Annotated in this window: 12 protein-coding genes; 4 read left to right on the top strand and 8 right to left on the bottom strand. The window is 67.5% G+C overall.

Annotated features, from left to right (window positions below; translation table 11 throughout):
- The first annotated feature begins 46 nt into the window (after positions 1 to 46).
- Positions 47 to 562: a hypothetical protein gene (locus KDW96_RS03255; protein WP_255838984.1), complete on the top strand. Its 516-nt coding sequence runs from the start codon at positions 47 to 49 to the stop codon at positions 560 to 562.
- Positions 563 to 609: 47 nt separating this feature from the next.
- Here the strand turns inward: KDW96_RS03255 and KDW96_RS03250 are convergent, their stop codons facing one another.
- The 7 genes from KDW96_RS03250 to KDW96_RS03220 form a co-directional block, all read right to left on the bottom strand.
- The gene (locus tag KDW96_RS03250; protein WP_255838982.1) at positions 610 to 1434 is read right to left on the bottom strand and encodes an SDR family oxidoreductase; all 825 of its coding nucleotides are present in this window, start codon (positions 1432 to 1434) and stop codon (positions 610 to 612) included.
- Between the two features lie 68 nt (positions 1435 to 1502).
- Entirely contained in the window at positions 1503 to 3491 is a 1989-nt protein-coding gene (locus KDW96_RS03245) for an acetyl/propionyl/methylcrotonyl-CoA carboxylase subunit alpha (protein ID WP_255838981.1), read from the bottom strand.
- Between the two features lie 22 nt (positions 3492 to 3513).
- Positions 3514 to 4308, bottom strand: a complete 795-nt coding sequence (locus KDW96_RS03240) for an enoyl-CoA hydratase/isomerase family protein (protein ID WP_255838979.1) — start codon at positions 4306 to 4308, stop codon at positions 3514 to 3516.
- A complete protein-coding gene (gene atuD / locus KDW96_RS03235) occupies positions 4305 to 5462 on the bottom strand; it encodes a citronellyl-CoA dehydrogenase (protein ID WP_255838977.1) in 1158 nt (385 codons plus the stop codon). Before atuD ends, KDW96_RS03240 begins: the two co-directional genes overlap by 4 nt.
- Before the next feature lie 85 nt (positions 5463 to 5547).
- Entirely contained in the window at positions 5548 to 7164 is a 1617-nt protein-coding gene (atuC, locus tag KDW96_RS03230; RefSeq protein ID WP_255838975.1) for a geranyl-CoA carboxylase subunit beta, read from the bottom strand.
- 4 nt (positions 7165 to 7168) lie between these two features.
- Positions 7169 to 8047 (bottom strand): SDR family oxidoreductase, encoded by an 879-nt coding sequence (locus tag KDW96_RS03225; protein ID WP_255838973.1) that lies wholly within the window; start codon positions 8045 to 8047, stop codon positions 7169 to 7171.
- Between the two features lie 8 nt (positions 8048 to 8055).
- Complete coding sequence (locus KDW96_RS03220) at positions 8056 to 9849, bottom strand: acyclic terpene utilization AtuA family protein (RefSeq protein WP_255838972.1); 1794 nt, start codon at positions 9847 to 9849, stop codon at positions 8056 to 8058.
- 240 nt (positions 9850 to 10089) lie between these two features.
- Between KDW96_RS03220 and KDW96_RS03215 the strand changes: the two genes are divergently transcribed.
- From KDW96_RS03215 to KDW96_RS03205, 3 genes are all read left to right on the top strand, one after another.
- Positions 10090 to 10713 (top strand): TetR/AcrR family transcriptional regulator, encoded by a 624-nt coding sequence (locus KDW96_RS03215; RefSeq protein ID WP_255838971.1) that lies wholly within the window; start codon positions 10090 to 10092, stop codon positions 10711 to 10713.
- A 100-nt stretch (positions 10714 to 10813) separates the two neighbouring features.
- Complete coding sequence (locus KDW96_RS03210; RefSeq protein WP_370295307.1) at positions 10814 to 11611, top strand: substrate-binding periplasmic protein; 798 nt, start codon at positions 10814 to 10816, stop codon at positions 11609 to 11611.
- A gap of 70 nt (positions 11612 to 11681) precedes the next feature.
- Positions 11682 to 12503, top strand: a complete 822-nt coding sequence (locus KDW96_RS03205; RefSeq protein ID WP_370295306.1) for a substrate-binding periplasmic protein — start codon at positions 11682 to 11684, stop codon at positions 12501 to 12503.
- A gap of 97 nt (positions 12504 to 12600) precedes the next feature.
- On the opposite strand, the gene KDW96_RS03200 is transcribed toward KDW96_RS03205, so the two are convergent.
- Positions 12601 to 13806: a hypothetical protein gene (locus tag KDW96_RS03200; protein WP_255838969.1), complete on the bottom strand. Its 1206-nt coding sequence runs from the start codon at positions 13804 to 13806 to the stop codon at positions 12601 to 12603.
- Between the last annotated feature and the right edge of the window lie 101 nt (positions 13807 to 13907).

Raw genomic sequence — 13907 nt, 5'->3', positions numbered from 1 at the left:
GGGCAAGCGAGCATTGCAGCTTTCCTACGCCCTGGTTAGAGCGATCATGAGTGTCATGCGTTACCTGCTTCCAGCCCTGTTCATCGCGCTGCTGAGTGCCTGCGACCCGGAGGTCAAGCCGGCCAAGGTCGAACCTGCGACAAGCGCCGTTCCCGAGGCGCAGGAGTCGAAGCCTAAGCCCCCGGTCGCCGCCCAACCGCAGGCGGCGCACCAGGCGCCTGAACCGGTGCCACAGCCTAAGGCAGCCAGCGTCCAGCGCGAGCCGGCCGAGCCGCCACTCGAGACTCCGCCGAAGGTGCCGCAGGCGCCTGTCCAGGCGGTGCCCGAGCCAGCGCTAGCCGCCAAGCTGGACCTCAGCCTGCCGCCGGAACTGCTCGAACAGGTCAATGCCCAGGGCGTGGCAGGGGAGGCCGCTGCGCCGCTGTTGCCGCCGCTGTTCGAGGAGAAAGCCACGACCCACGACCCGCTGCAGCTCAGCGGGCGTCTGATCACCAATGAGGCCGATGCCGACTACTGGAAGTCGGTGGAAGGCGCCGAGCTGCAGTTCGAGATCAAGCGCTAGCCCGATTCCCGCTTGCCCCGGCAGCGGGGCAGGCGGGCGATCTGCGTTTAGTCGAGAAACAGGTCGGGAATCAGCGCGCCGCCGTCGGGGTCGTAACGGTACTGGTCGAACTCCTGCTGACCCTGCTCACGCAGCACCTCCTCGTCGATCAGCAGGCGTCCGCTGAGGCTGCGGCCGCCGCTGCTGAGGATGGCGTGGGCGGCATCGGCCATGATCTGCGGCAGGCGCGCGCGCTTGAACACCTCGCGGCTGCCCACCTCGAACTCGATGGCGGCGGTGGCGATCATGGTCTTGGGCCACAGCGAGTTGACGCTGATGCCGTATTTGCCGAATTCCTCATGCATGCCCAGGGTGAGCATGCTCATGCCGTACTTGGTCACCGTGTAGGGGCCATGCTGGGCGAACCATTTGTTGTCGATACTCAGGGGCGGCGACAGGCTGAGGATGTGACCGCCGGCGCTCTGCTTCAGGTAGGGCAGGGCGGCCTGGCTACAGACCATCACCGCGCGGGTGTTGATCTGGAACATCAGGTCGAAGCGCTTGGGCTCCAGTCGCTCGACGCCCAGCAGCTTGATCGCCCCGGCATTGTTGACCAGGGCGTCGATGCCGCCGAAATGCTCGGCGGCGCGGTCCATGGCCACCTTGACCGCCTGCTCGTCGCGCACGTCCAGCTGCAGGGCCAGGGCCTTGCCGCCGGCGGCTTCGACCTCGGCGGCGACGCTGTGAATGGTGCCGGGCAACTTCGGGTGAGCCTCGGCGCTCTTTGCCGCGATGACCAGATTGGCGCCGTCGCGGGCGGCGCGCAAGGCGATCTCGCGGCCGATGCCGCGGCTGGCGCCGGTGATGAACAGGGTTTTGCCGGTCAGTGACATGGGCTTCTCCGATCTGCTTGGCATGTTGGGGGAATGGCAGGGGCGAGCCTGCCGGGTCGCGACGGGGTTCAGTCGCTCAGGGCGTCGAGCTCCACCAGCAACTGTCGGTTCTTCACCTGGTCACCCTGGCGCACCGGTATGCGGGCGATGACGCCGTCGATCGTCGCCCTGAGCGGGTGTTCCATCTTCATTGCCTCCAGCACCAGCAGCAGCGTGCCCTTGGCCACGCGCTCGCCCTCGTTGACAAGCACTTCGACGATGGCGCCATCCATCGGTGCCTTCACCGTTGCGCAGCCGACTGCGGCGGCGCTCCCCACCGGTTGCTGGCCGATATCCAGCAGCTCCAGGCTGCCGCCTCGGCCGTGCAACCATAGCCGCCCGTCCTGCAGATGATAGGCCAGGCGTTGGCGGATGCCGTCCAGTTCCAGGCTGGCCCAGCGCCCGTCGCAGGCCAGCAGGCGCAGGGCAAGCCGCTCGTCGCCGACCCTGGCCTCGAACCGCGGTTGTGCCCCGGCCTCCAGAACATGCAGCTCGACGGCGTAGGTCTGCTCCTCGTGCTTGAGCTGGAAGCGCGAAGGCACGCTGGCCGCGTTGCTCCAGCCGCACCGGCCGCTCGGTTGCCCATAGGCCTGTGCCGACGCCTGCAAGAGCAGGGCGGCGGTGCAGGCCAGTTCGGCGGTGGTGGGCAGCTGTGGCTGCAGGCTGGGGTCGTCGGCGAAGTGCTCGCCGATAAAGGCGGTGGTGGCCTGGCCTGCGGCGAATTGTGGGTGGCGCAGCAGGCTGGCGAGAAAGCGTTGGTTGCCGCTGACACCCAGCAGCACGCAGTCTTCGACGGCGCGCAGCAGCCGGCGCCGAGCCTCGTCGCGGGTGGCACCATGGGCGACGATCTTGGCCAGCATGGGGTCGTAGAAGGGGCTGACCGCCTGGCCTTCGAGCAGGCCGTGGTCGAAGCGGACGCCCTCGAGCTGCGCTGGCTCCCAGCGCAGCACCCTGCCGGTCTGGGGCAGGAAGCCCCGGGCGGGATCCTCGGCATACAGGCGCACTTCCATGGCGTGACCCTGTAGCCGGACCTGTTCCTGCTTGAGCGGCAGTGGCTCGCCGGCGGCGACACGAATCTGCCAGGCGACCAGGTCCTGGCCGGTGACCAGCTCGGTGACCGGATGCTCCACCTGCAGGCGGGTGTTCATCTCCAGGAAGTAGAACGCGCCGCTGGCATCCAGCAGGAACTCCACGGTGCCGGCGCCGACATAGTCGACCGTGGCCGCGGCCCTGATCGCGGCCTGGCCCATGGCCTGGCGCAACTCGGCGGTCATCAGCGGGCAGGGCGATTCCTCCACCACCTTCTGGTGGCGCCGCTGCACCGAGCAGTCCCGCTCGCCGAGGTGCACCAGGTTGCCGTGGTGGTCGCCGAACACCTGGATCTCCACGTGACGGGGCTGGATCAGCGCGCGCTCGAGGATCAGTTCGCCGCTGCCGAAGGCGTTCTGCGCCTCGGAACGGGCGGTGCGCAGCTGGGCCCGCAGGTCGCCGGGGGCCTGCACCAGGCGCATGCCGCGGCCACCGCCGCCGGCACTGGCCTTGACCATCAACGGGTAGCCGATGCGTTCGGCCTCCTGGCTCAGCGTCGCGTCGTCCTGGGCGGTGCCTTCGTAGCCGGGAATGCAGGGCACTCCCGCCTCGAGCATGGCCAGCTTGGCCAGGCGCTTGCTGCCCATCAGCTCGATGGCCTCGGCGCTCGGGCCGATGAAGACGATGCCGGCCTGCTCGCAGGCGCGGGCGAAGGCGGCGTTCTCGGAGAGGAAGCCGTAACCGGGGTGGACGGCGTCGGCGCCGGTCTGGCGGGCCGCCGCGAGGATCGTCTCGATGCACAGGTAGGACTGCTGCACCGCTGCCGGGCCGATGCAGACCGCCTCGTCGGCCAGCTGCACATGGCGGGCGTCGGCGTCGGCGCTGCTGTACACCGCCACGCTGCGGTAGCCGAGGGCGTGCACGCTGCGCAGCACCCGGCAGGCGATCTCGCCGCGGTTGGCGATCAGTATCTTGTGGAAGTCGGGCATGCTTGGCGCTCCGCGTTAGTGCTCATTGGGCCCAGCTCGGCGGCCGTTTCTCGACGAAGGCCCGGGTGCCCTCGGCGCCTTCGGCGCCGGTTACCGCCGCGGCGAACTGTTCGGCGGCCAGGTCCAGCAGCGGACCGAGGGCCTGCTGCTGACTGGCCAGCAACAACGCCTTGGTCCGGGCGTTGGCCTGCGGCGCGCAGCGGCGAACCTGCGCCAGAGTCTCGGCCAGGCGGTGTTCGAGGGCGTCTTCCGTGCTTTCGCTGAAGTGCACCAGGCCCAGGCGCTCGGCTTGGCTGCCGTCGAATCGCGCCGCGGTCAGGGCCAGACGGCGGGCCTGGGTCAGGCCGATGCGCGCGGCCACGAAAGGCGCGATCTGCGCCGGCAGCACGCCCAGGGTGGTTTCCGGCAGGCCGAACTGGGCGTCATCGCGGGCGATGGCGATGTCGCAGACGCAGGCCAGGCCCAGGCCGCCGCCGAGCACCGCGCCCTCCAGTACCGCGATCAGCACCTGGGGGATGGCCTGGGCCTCCTCCAGCAGGCTGCCGAAGCTGCGGTTCAGCGTGCGGTAGGCCGCAGCCCCTTGGGCCCGGGCGGCGGCCATGTCGCGGATGTCGCCGCCAGCGCAGAAGTGCCCGCCCGCGCCGCGCACCACCAGGGCGCGGACATCGGGCTGGTCGCGCAGCCAGCCCAGCACCTCGCGCAACTCCTCGACCATGGCCAGGCTCATGGCGTTGCGGCAGTCGGGACGGTTGAGGGTGAGGTGCAGCACACCGCCGTCCAGGTGCAGCAGCAGGGTGGCGCAGGCTGGCAGCTTCATGGCTTCTTCCCGGGCAGGGTGCCCATCAGCTTGCAGATGATGCCCAGCATGATCTCGTCGGCGCCGCCGCCAATGGACACCAGGCGGGTATCGCGGTAGGCGCGCGACACCGGGTTGTCCCACATGAAACCCATACCGCCCCAGTATTGCAGGCAGCTGTCGGTGACCTCGCGACCCAGGCGCCCGGCCTTGAGCTTGGCCATGGAGGCCAGCTTGGTCACATCCTTGCCGGCGACATAGAGCTCTGTGGCCTGGTAGACCAGGGCGCGCAGGGCCTCGATCTCGGTCTGCAGCTCGGCCAGGCGGAAGTGGATGACCTGGTTGTCGATCAGCGCACTGCCGAAGGTCTTGCGCTCCTTGCAGTAGTCGATGGTGGCATCGACGCAGTGCTCTAGGCCCTTGAGCATGTTGGCCGCGCCGAACAGGCGCTCTTCCTGGAACTGCAGCATCTGCATCATGAAACCGGCGCCTTCGTGGCCGATCCGGTTGCGCTGCGGTACCCGCACATTGTCGAAGAACACCTGGGCGGTTTCCGAGCTGCGCATGCCGAGCTTGTCCAGGTGCGGGCTGACGCTGATGCCCGGGCTGTTCATCGGCACCATGATCAGCGACTTGTTGACGTGGGGCTTGTCCTCCGAGGTGTTGGCCAGCAGGCAGATGAAGTCGGCCGATGGCGCGTTGGTGATCCACATCTTGCTGCCGTCGATCAGGTAGTCGTCGCCGTCCTTGCGCGCGCGGGTCTTGAGCCCGGCCACGTCGGAGCCGGCGCCGACCTCGGAGACGCCGATGCAGCCAACCATCTCGCCGGCGATGGCCGGGCGCAGGAACTGCTCGCGCAGCTCGTCGGAGCCGAAGCGCGCCAGGGCCGGGGTGCACATGTCGGTCTGCACGCCGATGGACATGGGGATGCCGCCGCAGTGGATGGTGCCGAATTCCTCGGCAGCGACGATCGAGTAGCTGTAGTCCAGGCCCATGCCGCCGAACTGCTCGGGTTTGGAAATGCCCAGCAGGCCCAGCGCGCCGGCCTTTCGGAAGATCTCGTGGATCGGGAAGCGGCCGTCCTTTTCCCATTCATCGACATGGGGGTTGATCTCCTTGTCGACGAACTGGCGTACGGTGCGGCGCAGTTCTTCGTGTTCCTGGGTGAAGATCATGATGGTGCTCCTTGTAGGGGTGCGGGGCCGCTTAGGCCCTGCGCACCGGATCACTGGATGTGGTGCGCAGGGCGCACCCTACGGGTTAGAAACGGGCCACGCCGAAGCTGTTTGGCTTGAGCGGCCGCACGGCAGCCTCGGCGCAGATGTCCAGCAGATAGGCCAGCAGCGTGCGCGTATCGCGCGGGTCGATAAGGCCGTCGTCCCACAGGCTGGCGGTGCCGTACAGGGCGCTGGACTGGCTGTCGAGCTTCTGTGCGGTGGCGCTCTCGAGCATGTCGAGCATCTGCGGGTCGGCCTCCTTGCCCTGTTTGCGGTGTTTTTCCTCGGTGACGATGCGCAGCACCTTGCCGGCCTGGGCGCCGCCCATCACCGCCGTGCGGCTGTTGGGCCAGGCGAAGATGAAGCGCGGGTCGAGGCCGCGGCCGCACATGGCGTAGTTGCCGGCACCGTAGGAGCCGCCGACCACCAGGGTCAGCTTGGGCACCGTGGCATTGGCCACCGCCTGGATCAGCTTCGAGCCGTGCTTGATCACCCCCTGCTGCTCCGATTCGGTGCCGACCATGAAGCCGGTGGTGTTGTGCAGGAACAGGATAGGGCTGTTGCTCTGCTCGCACAGCTGGATGAACTGCGCGGCCTTGGCCGCCCCCTGCGGGGTGATCGGGCCGTTGTTGCCGATCAGGCCGCAGGGCTGGCCCTCGATGCGCAGGTGGCCGCAGACCGTCTGGCCGTCGTATTCGCGCTTGAAGTCGAGGAACTCCGAGCCATCGGCGATGCGCGCGATGATCTCGCGCACGTCGTAGGGCTGCTTGGCGTCGGCCGGCACCACGCCCAGCAGCTCCTCGCTCGGATACAGCGGCGCGCGCCAGCTCTTGCCGGTGCGCGGCGGCAGCTGGGCGTTCCACGGCAGCATGGCGAGGATCTCGCGGGCGATGCGCACGGCATCGGCGTCGTTCTCTGCCAGGTATTCGGCGGTGCCGGCCACCTGGGCGTGCATCTCGGCGCCGCCCAGGGCCTCGTCGGTGGCCACTTCGCCGGTGGCGGCCTTGAGCAGCGGCGGGCCGGCGAGGAACAGCTTGGCCTTGCCGCGCACCACCACCACGTAATCGGACAGCCCTGGCTGGTAGGCGCCGCCGGCGGTACTGGAACCATGCACCAGGGTGATCTGCGGCAGGCCCATGGCCGACAGGCGCGCCTGGTTGGCGAAGCCGCGAGCGCCCTCGACGAAGATCTCCGCCGCGTAGTTGAGGTTGGCGCCACCGCTTTCGGCCAGGGTCACCAGCGGCAGCTTGTTCTCCATGGCGATCTGCTGCAGGCGCAGGGTCTTCTTCAGGCCGCTGGGGGAGATGGTGCCGCCCTTGATCGCGCTGTTGCTGGCGCTGACCAGGCAGCGCACGCCGGCGACATAGCCGATGCCGGCGATGATGCCGCCGCCGGCCTGGCTGCCGTCCTTGTCGTCGTGCAGCTTGTAGCCGGCCAGCGAGCAGAGTTCGAGGAAGGGGCTGCCGGGGTCCAGGAGCAGGCCGAGGCGTTCGCGCGGCAGCAACTGGCCGCGCTGGTCGAACTTGGCCTTGGCCTCGGCGGCCTTGTCCAGGCACTGCCGCTCGATCTCGCGGAAGGCGGCGATGGCGGCGAGCATGGCCTCCCGGTTCTTCGCAAACGCCTGCCCAAGCACGTCGATTTCCGACTCAATGACCGGCATCGTTCTATTCCTCCTGTTGTTTCAGGGCGTCGGGCAGGTAGGCGCGGTGGAAGCCGTTATAGGGCTGGCCCTGTCCGGGCTTGGCCTTGGCCAGGGGGAAGGCGCGACTGCCCTGGCTGGCCGCGCCATCGATGCGCAGCGTGGTGCCGCTGACGAAGGCGGCGCCCGGCGACAGCAGGAAGACGATGGCCGCGGCCACTTCCGACTCGCTGCCGATGCGCTTGAGCGGCACGCTTTCGCGCAGGGTCGGGATCACCGCCCTGAACGCGCCTTCGTAGGTATCCATGCCGCTGGAGGCGATCCAGCCGGGGGCCACGGCATTGACCCGCACCCCGGCATGGCCCCACTCGACGGCGGCGGTCTTGGTGAAGTTCTCCATGCCCGCGCGGGCGGCGCCGGAGTGGCCCATGCCGGGCATGCCGCCCCACATGTCGGCGAGCATGTTGACGATGCTGCCGCCGGTGCTGCTCATGCTCTGGTTGAACACCTCGCGGGCGACCAGAAAGCCGCCGACCAGGTTGGTGCGCACCACGGTCTCGAAGCCCTTCTGGCTGATCGAGGCGAGCGGCGCGGGGTACTGGCCGCCGGCATTGTTGACCAGATGGTGGATCTGCCCGCGCTCGTCGAGCACCGCCTTGACCATGGTCTTGACCGACTCCTCGTCGCGGATATCGCAGACCTGCAGGCTGGCGCTGCCACCGTCCTCGTGGATTTCCTCGCAGGTGGCCTGGAGTTTTTCCAGCTTGCGCCCGACCAGTACCACATGGGCGCCCAGGGCGGCGAGCTCGTGGGCGGTGCAGCGACCGATGCCACTGCCGCCGCCGGTGACCAGAATGGTCTGGCCGGCGAACAGGCCGGGCTTGAAGATGGAGTCGTAGGCCATGGGCGTCGTTATCCTTCGAGGCTGTCGGCCAGGGCCCGTGGCACTGGCACCGGAAATTCCAGGAGTTGCTGGGCGAATGCCTTGCCTTGCGGGTCGATGCGCAGGCTGGCGACGCCGCCACCGCCCAGGGCGTTCTCCAGGAGAAAGTTGAGGCTGTGGCTGCCGGGCAGGTACCAGCGCTGGATGCGCCCGAGCTGCGGGTCGAGCACGTGGTCCATCCAGTCGGCCAGGGCGGCCGTGGACAGGGCCTCGGCTATCCAGGGCAGGTACTCGGGGCGGCGCGCCATCACGCCGATGTTGGCGTGGTTGCCCTTGTCGCCGGAGCGGGCCACGGCCAGCTTGATCAAGGGCACGCTGGCGTCGGCCAGGCCGGCGGGGCCGGCCGGCTCCAGGTTGTCGGCGAGGGCTTGCGGAGCAAAGGTTTCGGTGTCGGGCAGGTGCACGGGCTGCCGCTCGCCCGCCAGTTCGACCTGCAGCGTGCAGGCGCGCTTGTCGACCAGCAGGGAGAACAGGCGGATCACCGGGTAGACCGTCGGCCGGCCGCCGACCAGGCCGGTCAGGCCCGGGGCCATGCCGGTGGCGGCCTGGGCAATCTCGCGGGAGAACAGCACCAGCGCTTCTTTCTGTGGATGGCGCACGGCCAGCTTGATCACCACTTCGCGGCTGTCCTGGCGTCTGCCATGGGGGCCGTAGGTGGCCTCGCTGCCGAGCAGTTCGATGCTGACCTCGCTGTAGGGCCCCCAACCGCGCGCGGCGAACAGTTCCTCGGTTCGGGCGATGATCGCCCGGCTGACCCGCTCGGCCTTCTTTACCGCGTCGATGCCGGCCATCAGGCAGCTGGCGCTGCAGCGAAAGCCGTCCGGGTAGGTGGCGCTGACCTTGTATTGCTCAGGCGGCGGCAGGCCGCGGGCGCCGGTGACGCCGACACGATCCTGGCCGAGCGGCTGCAGGCTGACCTGGCTGAAGTCGCAGACCACATCCGGCAGCAGGTAGGCGCGCGGGTCGCCGATCTCGTAGAGCAGCTGTTCGCCCACGCTCAGGGGGGTGACCAGGCCGCCTGAGCCCTGCGGCTTGGTCACGACGAAGCTGCCGTCGGCGGCGGCCTCGACAATGGGAAAACCGATGTGTTCGTAGTCCGGCACGGTTTCCCAGTCGGTGAAGTTGCCGCCGGTGCACTGGGCGCCACATTCGATGATGTGCCCGGCCAGGGCGGCCTGGGCCAGTCTGTCGTAGTCGCACCAGTCCCAGCCGAACTCGTGTACCAGGGCGGCGCTGACCACCGCGCTGTCGACCACCCGGCCGGTGATGATGATGTCGGCACACTGCGCCAGGGCGGAGACGATACCCGGGGCGCCGAGATAGGCATTGACCGACACGCACCGAGACGGCAGGGCGGCGCCGCTGAACATCTCGACGTGGCCGGCCTGACGCAGCTCGCCCAGGCTGGGCAGCAGGTCGTCGCCGTGCAGCACGGCGATCTTCAGATCGACCCCGGCCTTCTCGCAGGCGGCACTCAAGGCCCGGGCGCAGGCCTGCGGATTGACCCCGCCGGCGTTGCTGATCACCCGTATGTTCTGCGCCTCGATCTGCGTCAGCAGCGGCGCCAGTACCTCGACGAAGTCGGTGGCGTAGCCGAGCTCCGGGTTCTTCAGCCGGGCTCCGGCCATGATCGACAGGGTGATTTCGGCCAGGTAGTCGAACACCAGGTAGTCCAGCTGGCCGCCATGCACCAGTTGGGCGGCGGCGGTACAGGTGTCGCCCCAGAAGGCGGAGGCGCAACCGATGCGCACGGTCTTGGTCATGGTGTGGCAGCCGTTGCTCGAGGAAGGATGATTCAAACACTACCAAGCAAGCGCTTGGTTTGGAAGTGCGGAAGCAGGGCTTTCCCGCCAAAAAATCGCCCGAGCGCTTGCTTGGGGGGCGCACCCGGCATAACTTTCACCAATAACGACAAATACTTGGCTAGGTTTGCCGAGTCGCGGCGGCGTTTCCGGTGACGGCGCGGTTTGCCGCAGCTGACAGGTGTATGGGGAGTAACCAGCGTGGACGATCAACAAGCTCAGGCGGTGATGCGCGAATTGGTGGGCAAGGGCCTGATCACCGACCCGGACAGCGCCCGCGGCAAGCTGCTGCAGATGGCGGCCCACCTGTTTCGCAGCAAGGGCTACGAGCGCACCACGGTGCGCGACCTGGCCAGTGCGGTGGGCATTCAGTCGGGCAGCATCTTTCACCACTTCAAGAGCAAGGATGAAATTCTCCGATCGGTGATGGAGGAAACCATCCGCTACAACACCGCGTTGATGCAGGCCGAGCTGGCCGAGGCCGGTAACCTGCGCGAGCGGGTACTGGCGCTGATCCGCTGCGAACTGCAGTCGATCATGGGCGGAACCGGCGAGGCCATGGCGGTGCTGGTCTACGAGTGGCGATCGCTGTCGGAGGAGAGCCAGCGCTTCATTCTCGAGTTGCGCGACACCTATGAGCGGCTATGGTTGGAGGTCCTCGGTGAAGCCCGGGCGCAGGGCTACTTCAAGACGGATCCCTTCATCCTTCGGCGCTTGCTTACCGGCGCCCTGAGCTGGACCACCACCTGGTTCCATGCAGACGGGCCCATGACCCTGGAGCAGCTCGCCGAAGAGGCCCTGTCGCTGGTCCTCAAGGAAGTTTAAGCAATATCGGCTAGGCTTAGCCTAATCGACGGGATTGTTGCGGCCAGGGACGGTTCGCGTGGCACTGACAGGGAACGGATCAAGGTCATAAGTGTGCTCCATGAGGTGTTCCTTGCGCGTGCGGTACGGAGTTCTGCTGGTCGCACTGACCCTGCTGCTGGTTCAACCGCTGTTCGCCGAACAGCGGGTCGGCGTCGGCGCCTACCATTTCCCCCCCTATGCGGTGAAGCCCGAGAGCGCCAGCCCTGGTGGGCTGTTGCCGGAGTTGCTCGCGGCGCTCAATCAGTTGCAGGGCGACTACCGCTTCGAGCTGGTGGCGACCTCGGTGACCCGGCGTTACCGAGACCTGGAAAGCGGGCGCTTCGACCTGATCATGTTCGAGTCGCCGAGCTGGGGCTGGCAGGGCATCGAGCACAGCGCCCTGGACCTGAAGATCGAAGATGCCGAGGTCTATGTCGCGCGCAACGAGGCGGGACGTGACCAGCGCTATTTCGATCAGCTCAAGGGCAAGCGCATGGCCCTGTACAGCGGCTATCACTACGGCTTCGCCGACTTCAACGCCGACAAGCAGTTCCTCGCCGAGCACTACGATGCGGTGCTCACCTATTCCCACGACAGTAACCTGATCATGCTCCTGCGAGGGCGGGCGGACATCGCCGTGATCACCCGGTCCTACCTGCAGCTCTATCGGGACCGCCATCCCGAGCGCAGCTCGGCCCTGCTGGTGTCGGAGCGAGTCGACCAGACTTATCAGCACCATGCGTTGTTTCGCCCACATGCGCCCTTGGGGCCGGACCAGTTTGAACGGTTGTTGCAGACGTTGAACAAGCAGGACCAGTTGTCGCCGCTGCTGAGGCGTTATCACCTGGTGGGTGCTCTGCAGGCGCAAGTCGACTAAAGCGGTGCTGGTCGCTCGGTTTGACGCTGAGTAGTCTGGTTTTTATCTATGGTGGGGATCAGGGGGAGTTATGCGGAAGTCGATGCTCAGGGGGCTGCGTGCGTGCGCAGTGTTGGGCGCGTTGCTGTTGGCCGGGCCGCTCGCGGCCGGCCAGGTGGTGCATGTCGGTGGTGTGCATTTTCCGCCCTATGTGGTCAAACCGGAGGAGCCGAATGCCAGCGGCCTGTTGCTCGACTTGCTCGAGGCGTTGAACCAGGCCCAGAGCGATTACCAGTTCATCATGGTGCCCACGTCGGTGCCTCGTCGCTTCCGCGACTTCGAGCAGGGGCGAATCGATCTGGCGTTGTTCGAGAATCCTGCCTGGGACTGGCACGACATCGCCCACGACAGCGTCGACATGGGCCTGGAGGATGCCGAGGTGTTCGTCGCACGGGTCGAGCTCGGGCGCGAGCAAGACTATTTCGATTCGCTACAAGGCAAGCGCCTGGCGCTGTACAACGGCTATCACTATGCATTCGCCGGGTTCAACGCCGCGCCCGAGTTCCTCCAGCAGAACTACAATGCCACCCTGACCTATTCCCACGACAGTAACCTGTTGATGGTGGTGCGCCGTCGCGCCGACATCGCTCTGGTCACGCGCTCCTATATCGGCGAGTTCCTCGAGCGGCATCGCGAGTATGCCGGGCAATTGCTGGTCTCCGAGCGCATCGATCAACCCTACAAGCACCATGCTCTGGTTCGTCCGCAAGGGCCTATCAGTGCCGAGCGCTTCGCCAGCCTGCTCGAGCAGCTGCGCAGCAGCGGCCAGTTGGCCGATATTTTCGGCCCCAGCCGTATCGCGGTCCGGGCAAGCGCGTCTGGCGGTGTGGGCATTGCCAATGTCGAGGAATAGTGGCTTCCGATGGGGCATGGCCGCCGGCTGAGGGTCGCCCCGGCTCCGCGCGGGGCTTTGCCAATGCGCCTGATCCGGCCCTGGCCCGGGGCATTCACTAGTGGAAGTAGCGCTGCAGCAGGAGCGGATCATCGAAATGCGCGCGGCCGATGAAGGCCGTGGCGTGATGCCCCCACTGACGCATGGCGCCCGGCGAAATGACGCCCGACGGCCACAGTAGCCAGCGTTCCAGGCGCTGACTGCCGGGCACCAGGCCATCTGCTCCATAAAGGCTGCGCTGCCCGTTCGGATGGGGAAGCCGGCGCAGCTGATCGAGATCGTTCTGCTGGTAGCTAAGGGGCGGGTAGGGGGAGCGACGACCGTCGACCCAACGCAGCGCATGGGTTCCGGCGCTCAGCCACAGCGTCGGCGCTTGCCGGCCATCGATCTTCAGGCGGCGCACCAGGCGGGCCTCTTCGTCCTCCGGCTGCTGAAAGTGCAGGGGCGAATGCCGAGGCAGGTAGAAGCTGTGCCAACAGCCGCAAGGGTGGATGCTGTCATAGAGCAGCGCGTTGCCGTTTCGGTCGAGGGTAACGCGCCAGATCAGGCCGTCCAGTTCGCCGCCGTACAGGTCCAGGGCGTGGGGTCTCGGGCGCTGGTCGAACCAGAGTTGATAGACCAGTTGCAGGTGCCAGCGGCCGTTGATCTGGCTCCAGCCAGTGTGTCGGTAAAGGCGCGCCTGTTCGGCGTTGAAGGCGCGCCTGCCATCGACGGCGAAATACGGGCTGCCGATGCGATCGCTGTGACCGCCTTGCTCGATGCGTAGGTGCGGGGCGTGGCGGGCGAACAACGCCTCGAGCTGGGCTGCAGAGGCCTGGGGCAGGCCCAGGGCATCCACCCCCAGAGCGTCCGGGCTGCTGGTTGAGACGCTGGGCAGCGGGGCATAGCTCAGCCAGTGCGGACTGTCCTCGGGCGCCGTGGCGGCGGCTGCGGCCCGTTGCCACGCGGCGATGCCCTGGCGGAAGGCGGGTTTGAGCAGCGGATTGAGGCCGAGGGCGCGGGCCCACTCGCGGTAATCATCGGGTACCTGGGCGGCTTGGATGGCGTGGGTGAATGCGTCGGGATCGTCGGTCAGGCGCTGCACCTGGCCGGCGCGGCAGTTTTCCAGTTTCCGCCGGTGCGCACTGCCGCTCCAGACGCGATGCTCCGCCGGCGGCAGTTGGGCGATTTCGATCTGGCTGGCCTCGGCGTCGCGCTCGGCCAGGCGCGACGCCCACAGGTTGCGTTGCCCTGGACTCTGCGCATTGTCTCCAAGACGGGCCATCAGTCTGTCGCTACGCAGGCCAGGAAAGCCTTGCAGGCGGTGGTATTGCGCGTCCCGGTGGGCCTCGGTGGCTTCGTGCAAGTGGGCGAACAGCTGCTCGC

This window comes from Pseudomonas benzenivorans (assembly GCF_024397895.1).
GTDB classification, from domain to species: domain Bacteria; phylum Pseudomonadota; class Gammaproteobacteria; order Pseudomonadales; family Pseudomonadaceae; genus Aquipseudomonas; species Aquipseudomonas benzenivorans_A.
This window is presented reverse-complemented; position numbering and strand designations above follow the sequence as displayed.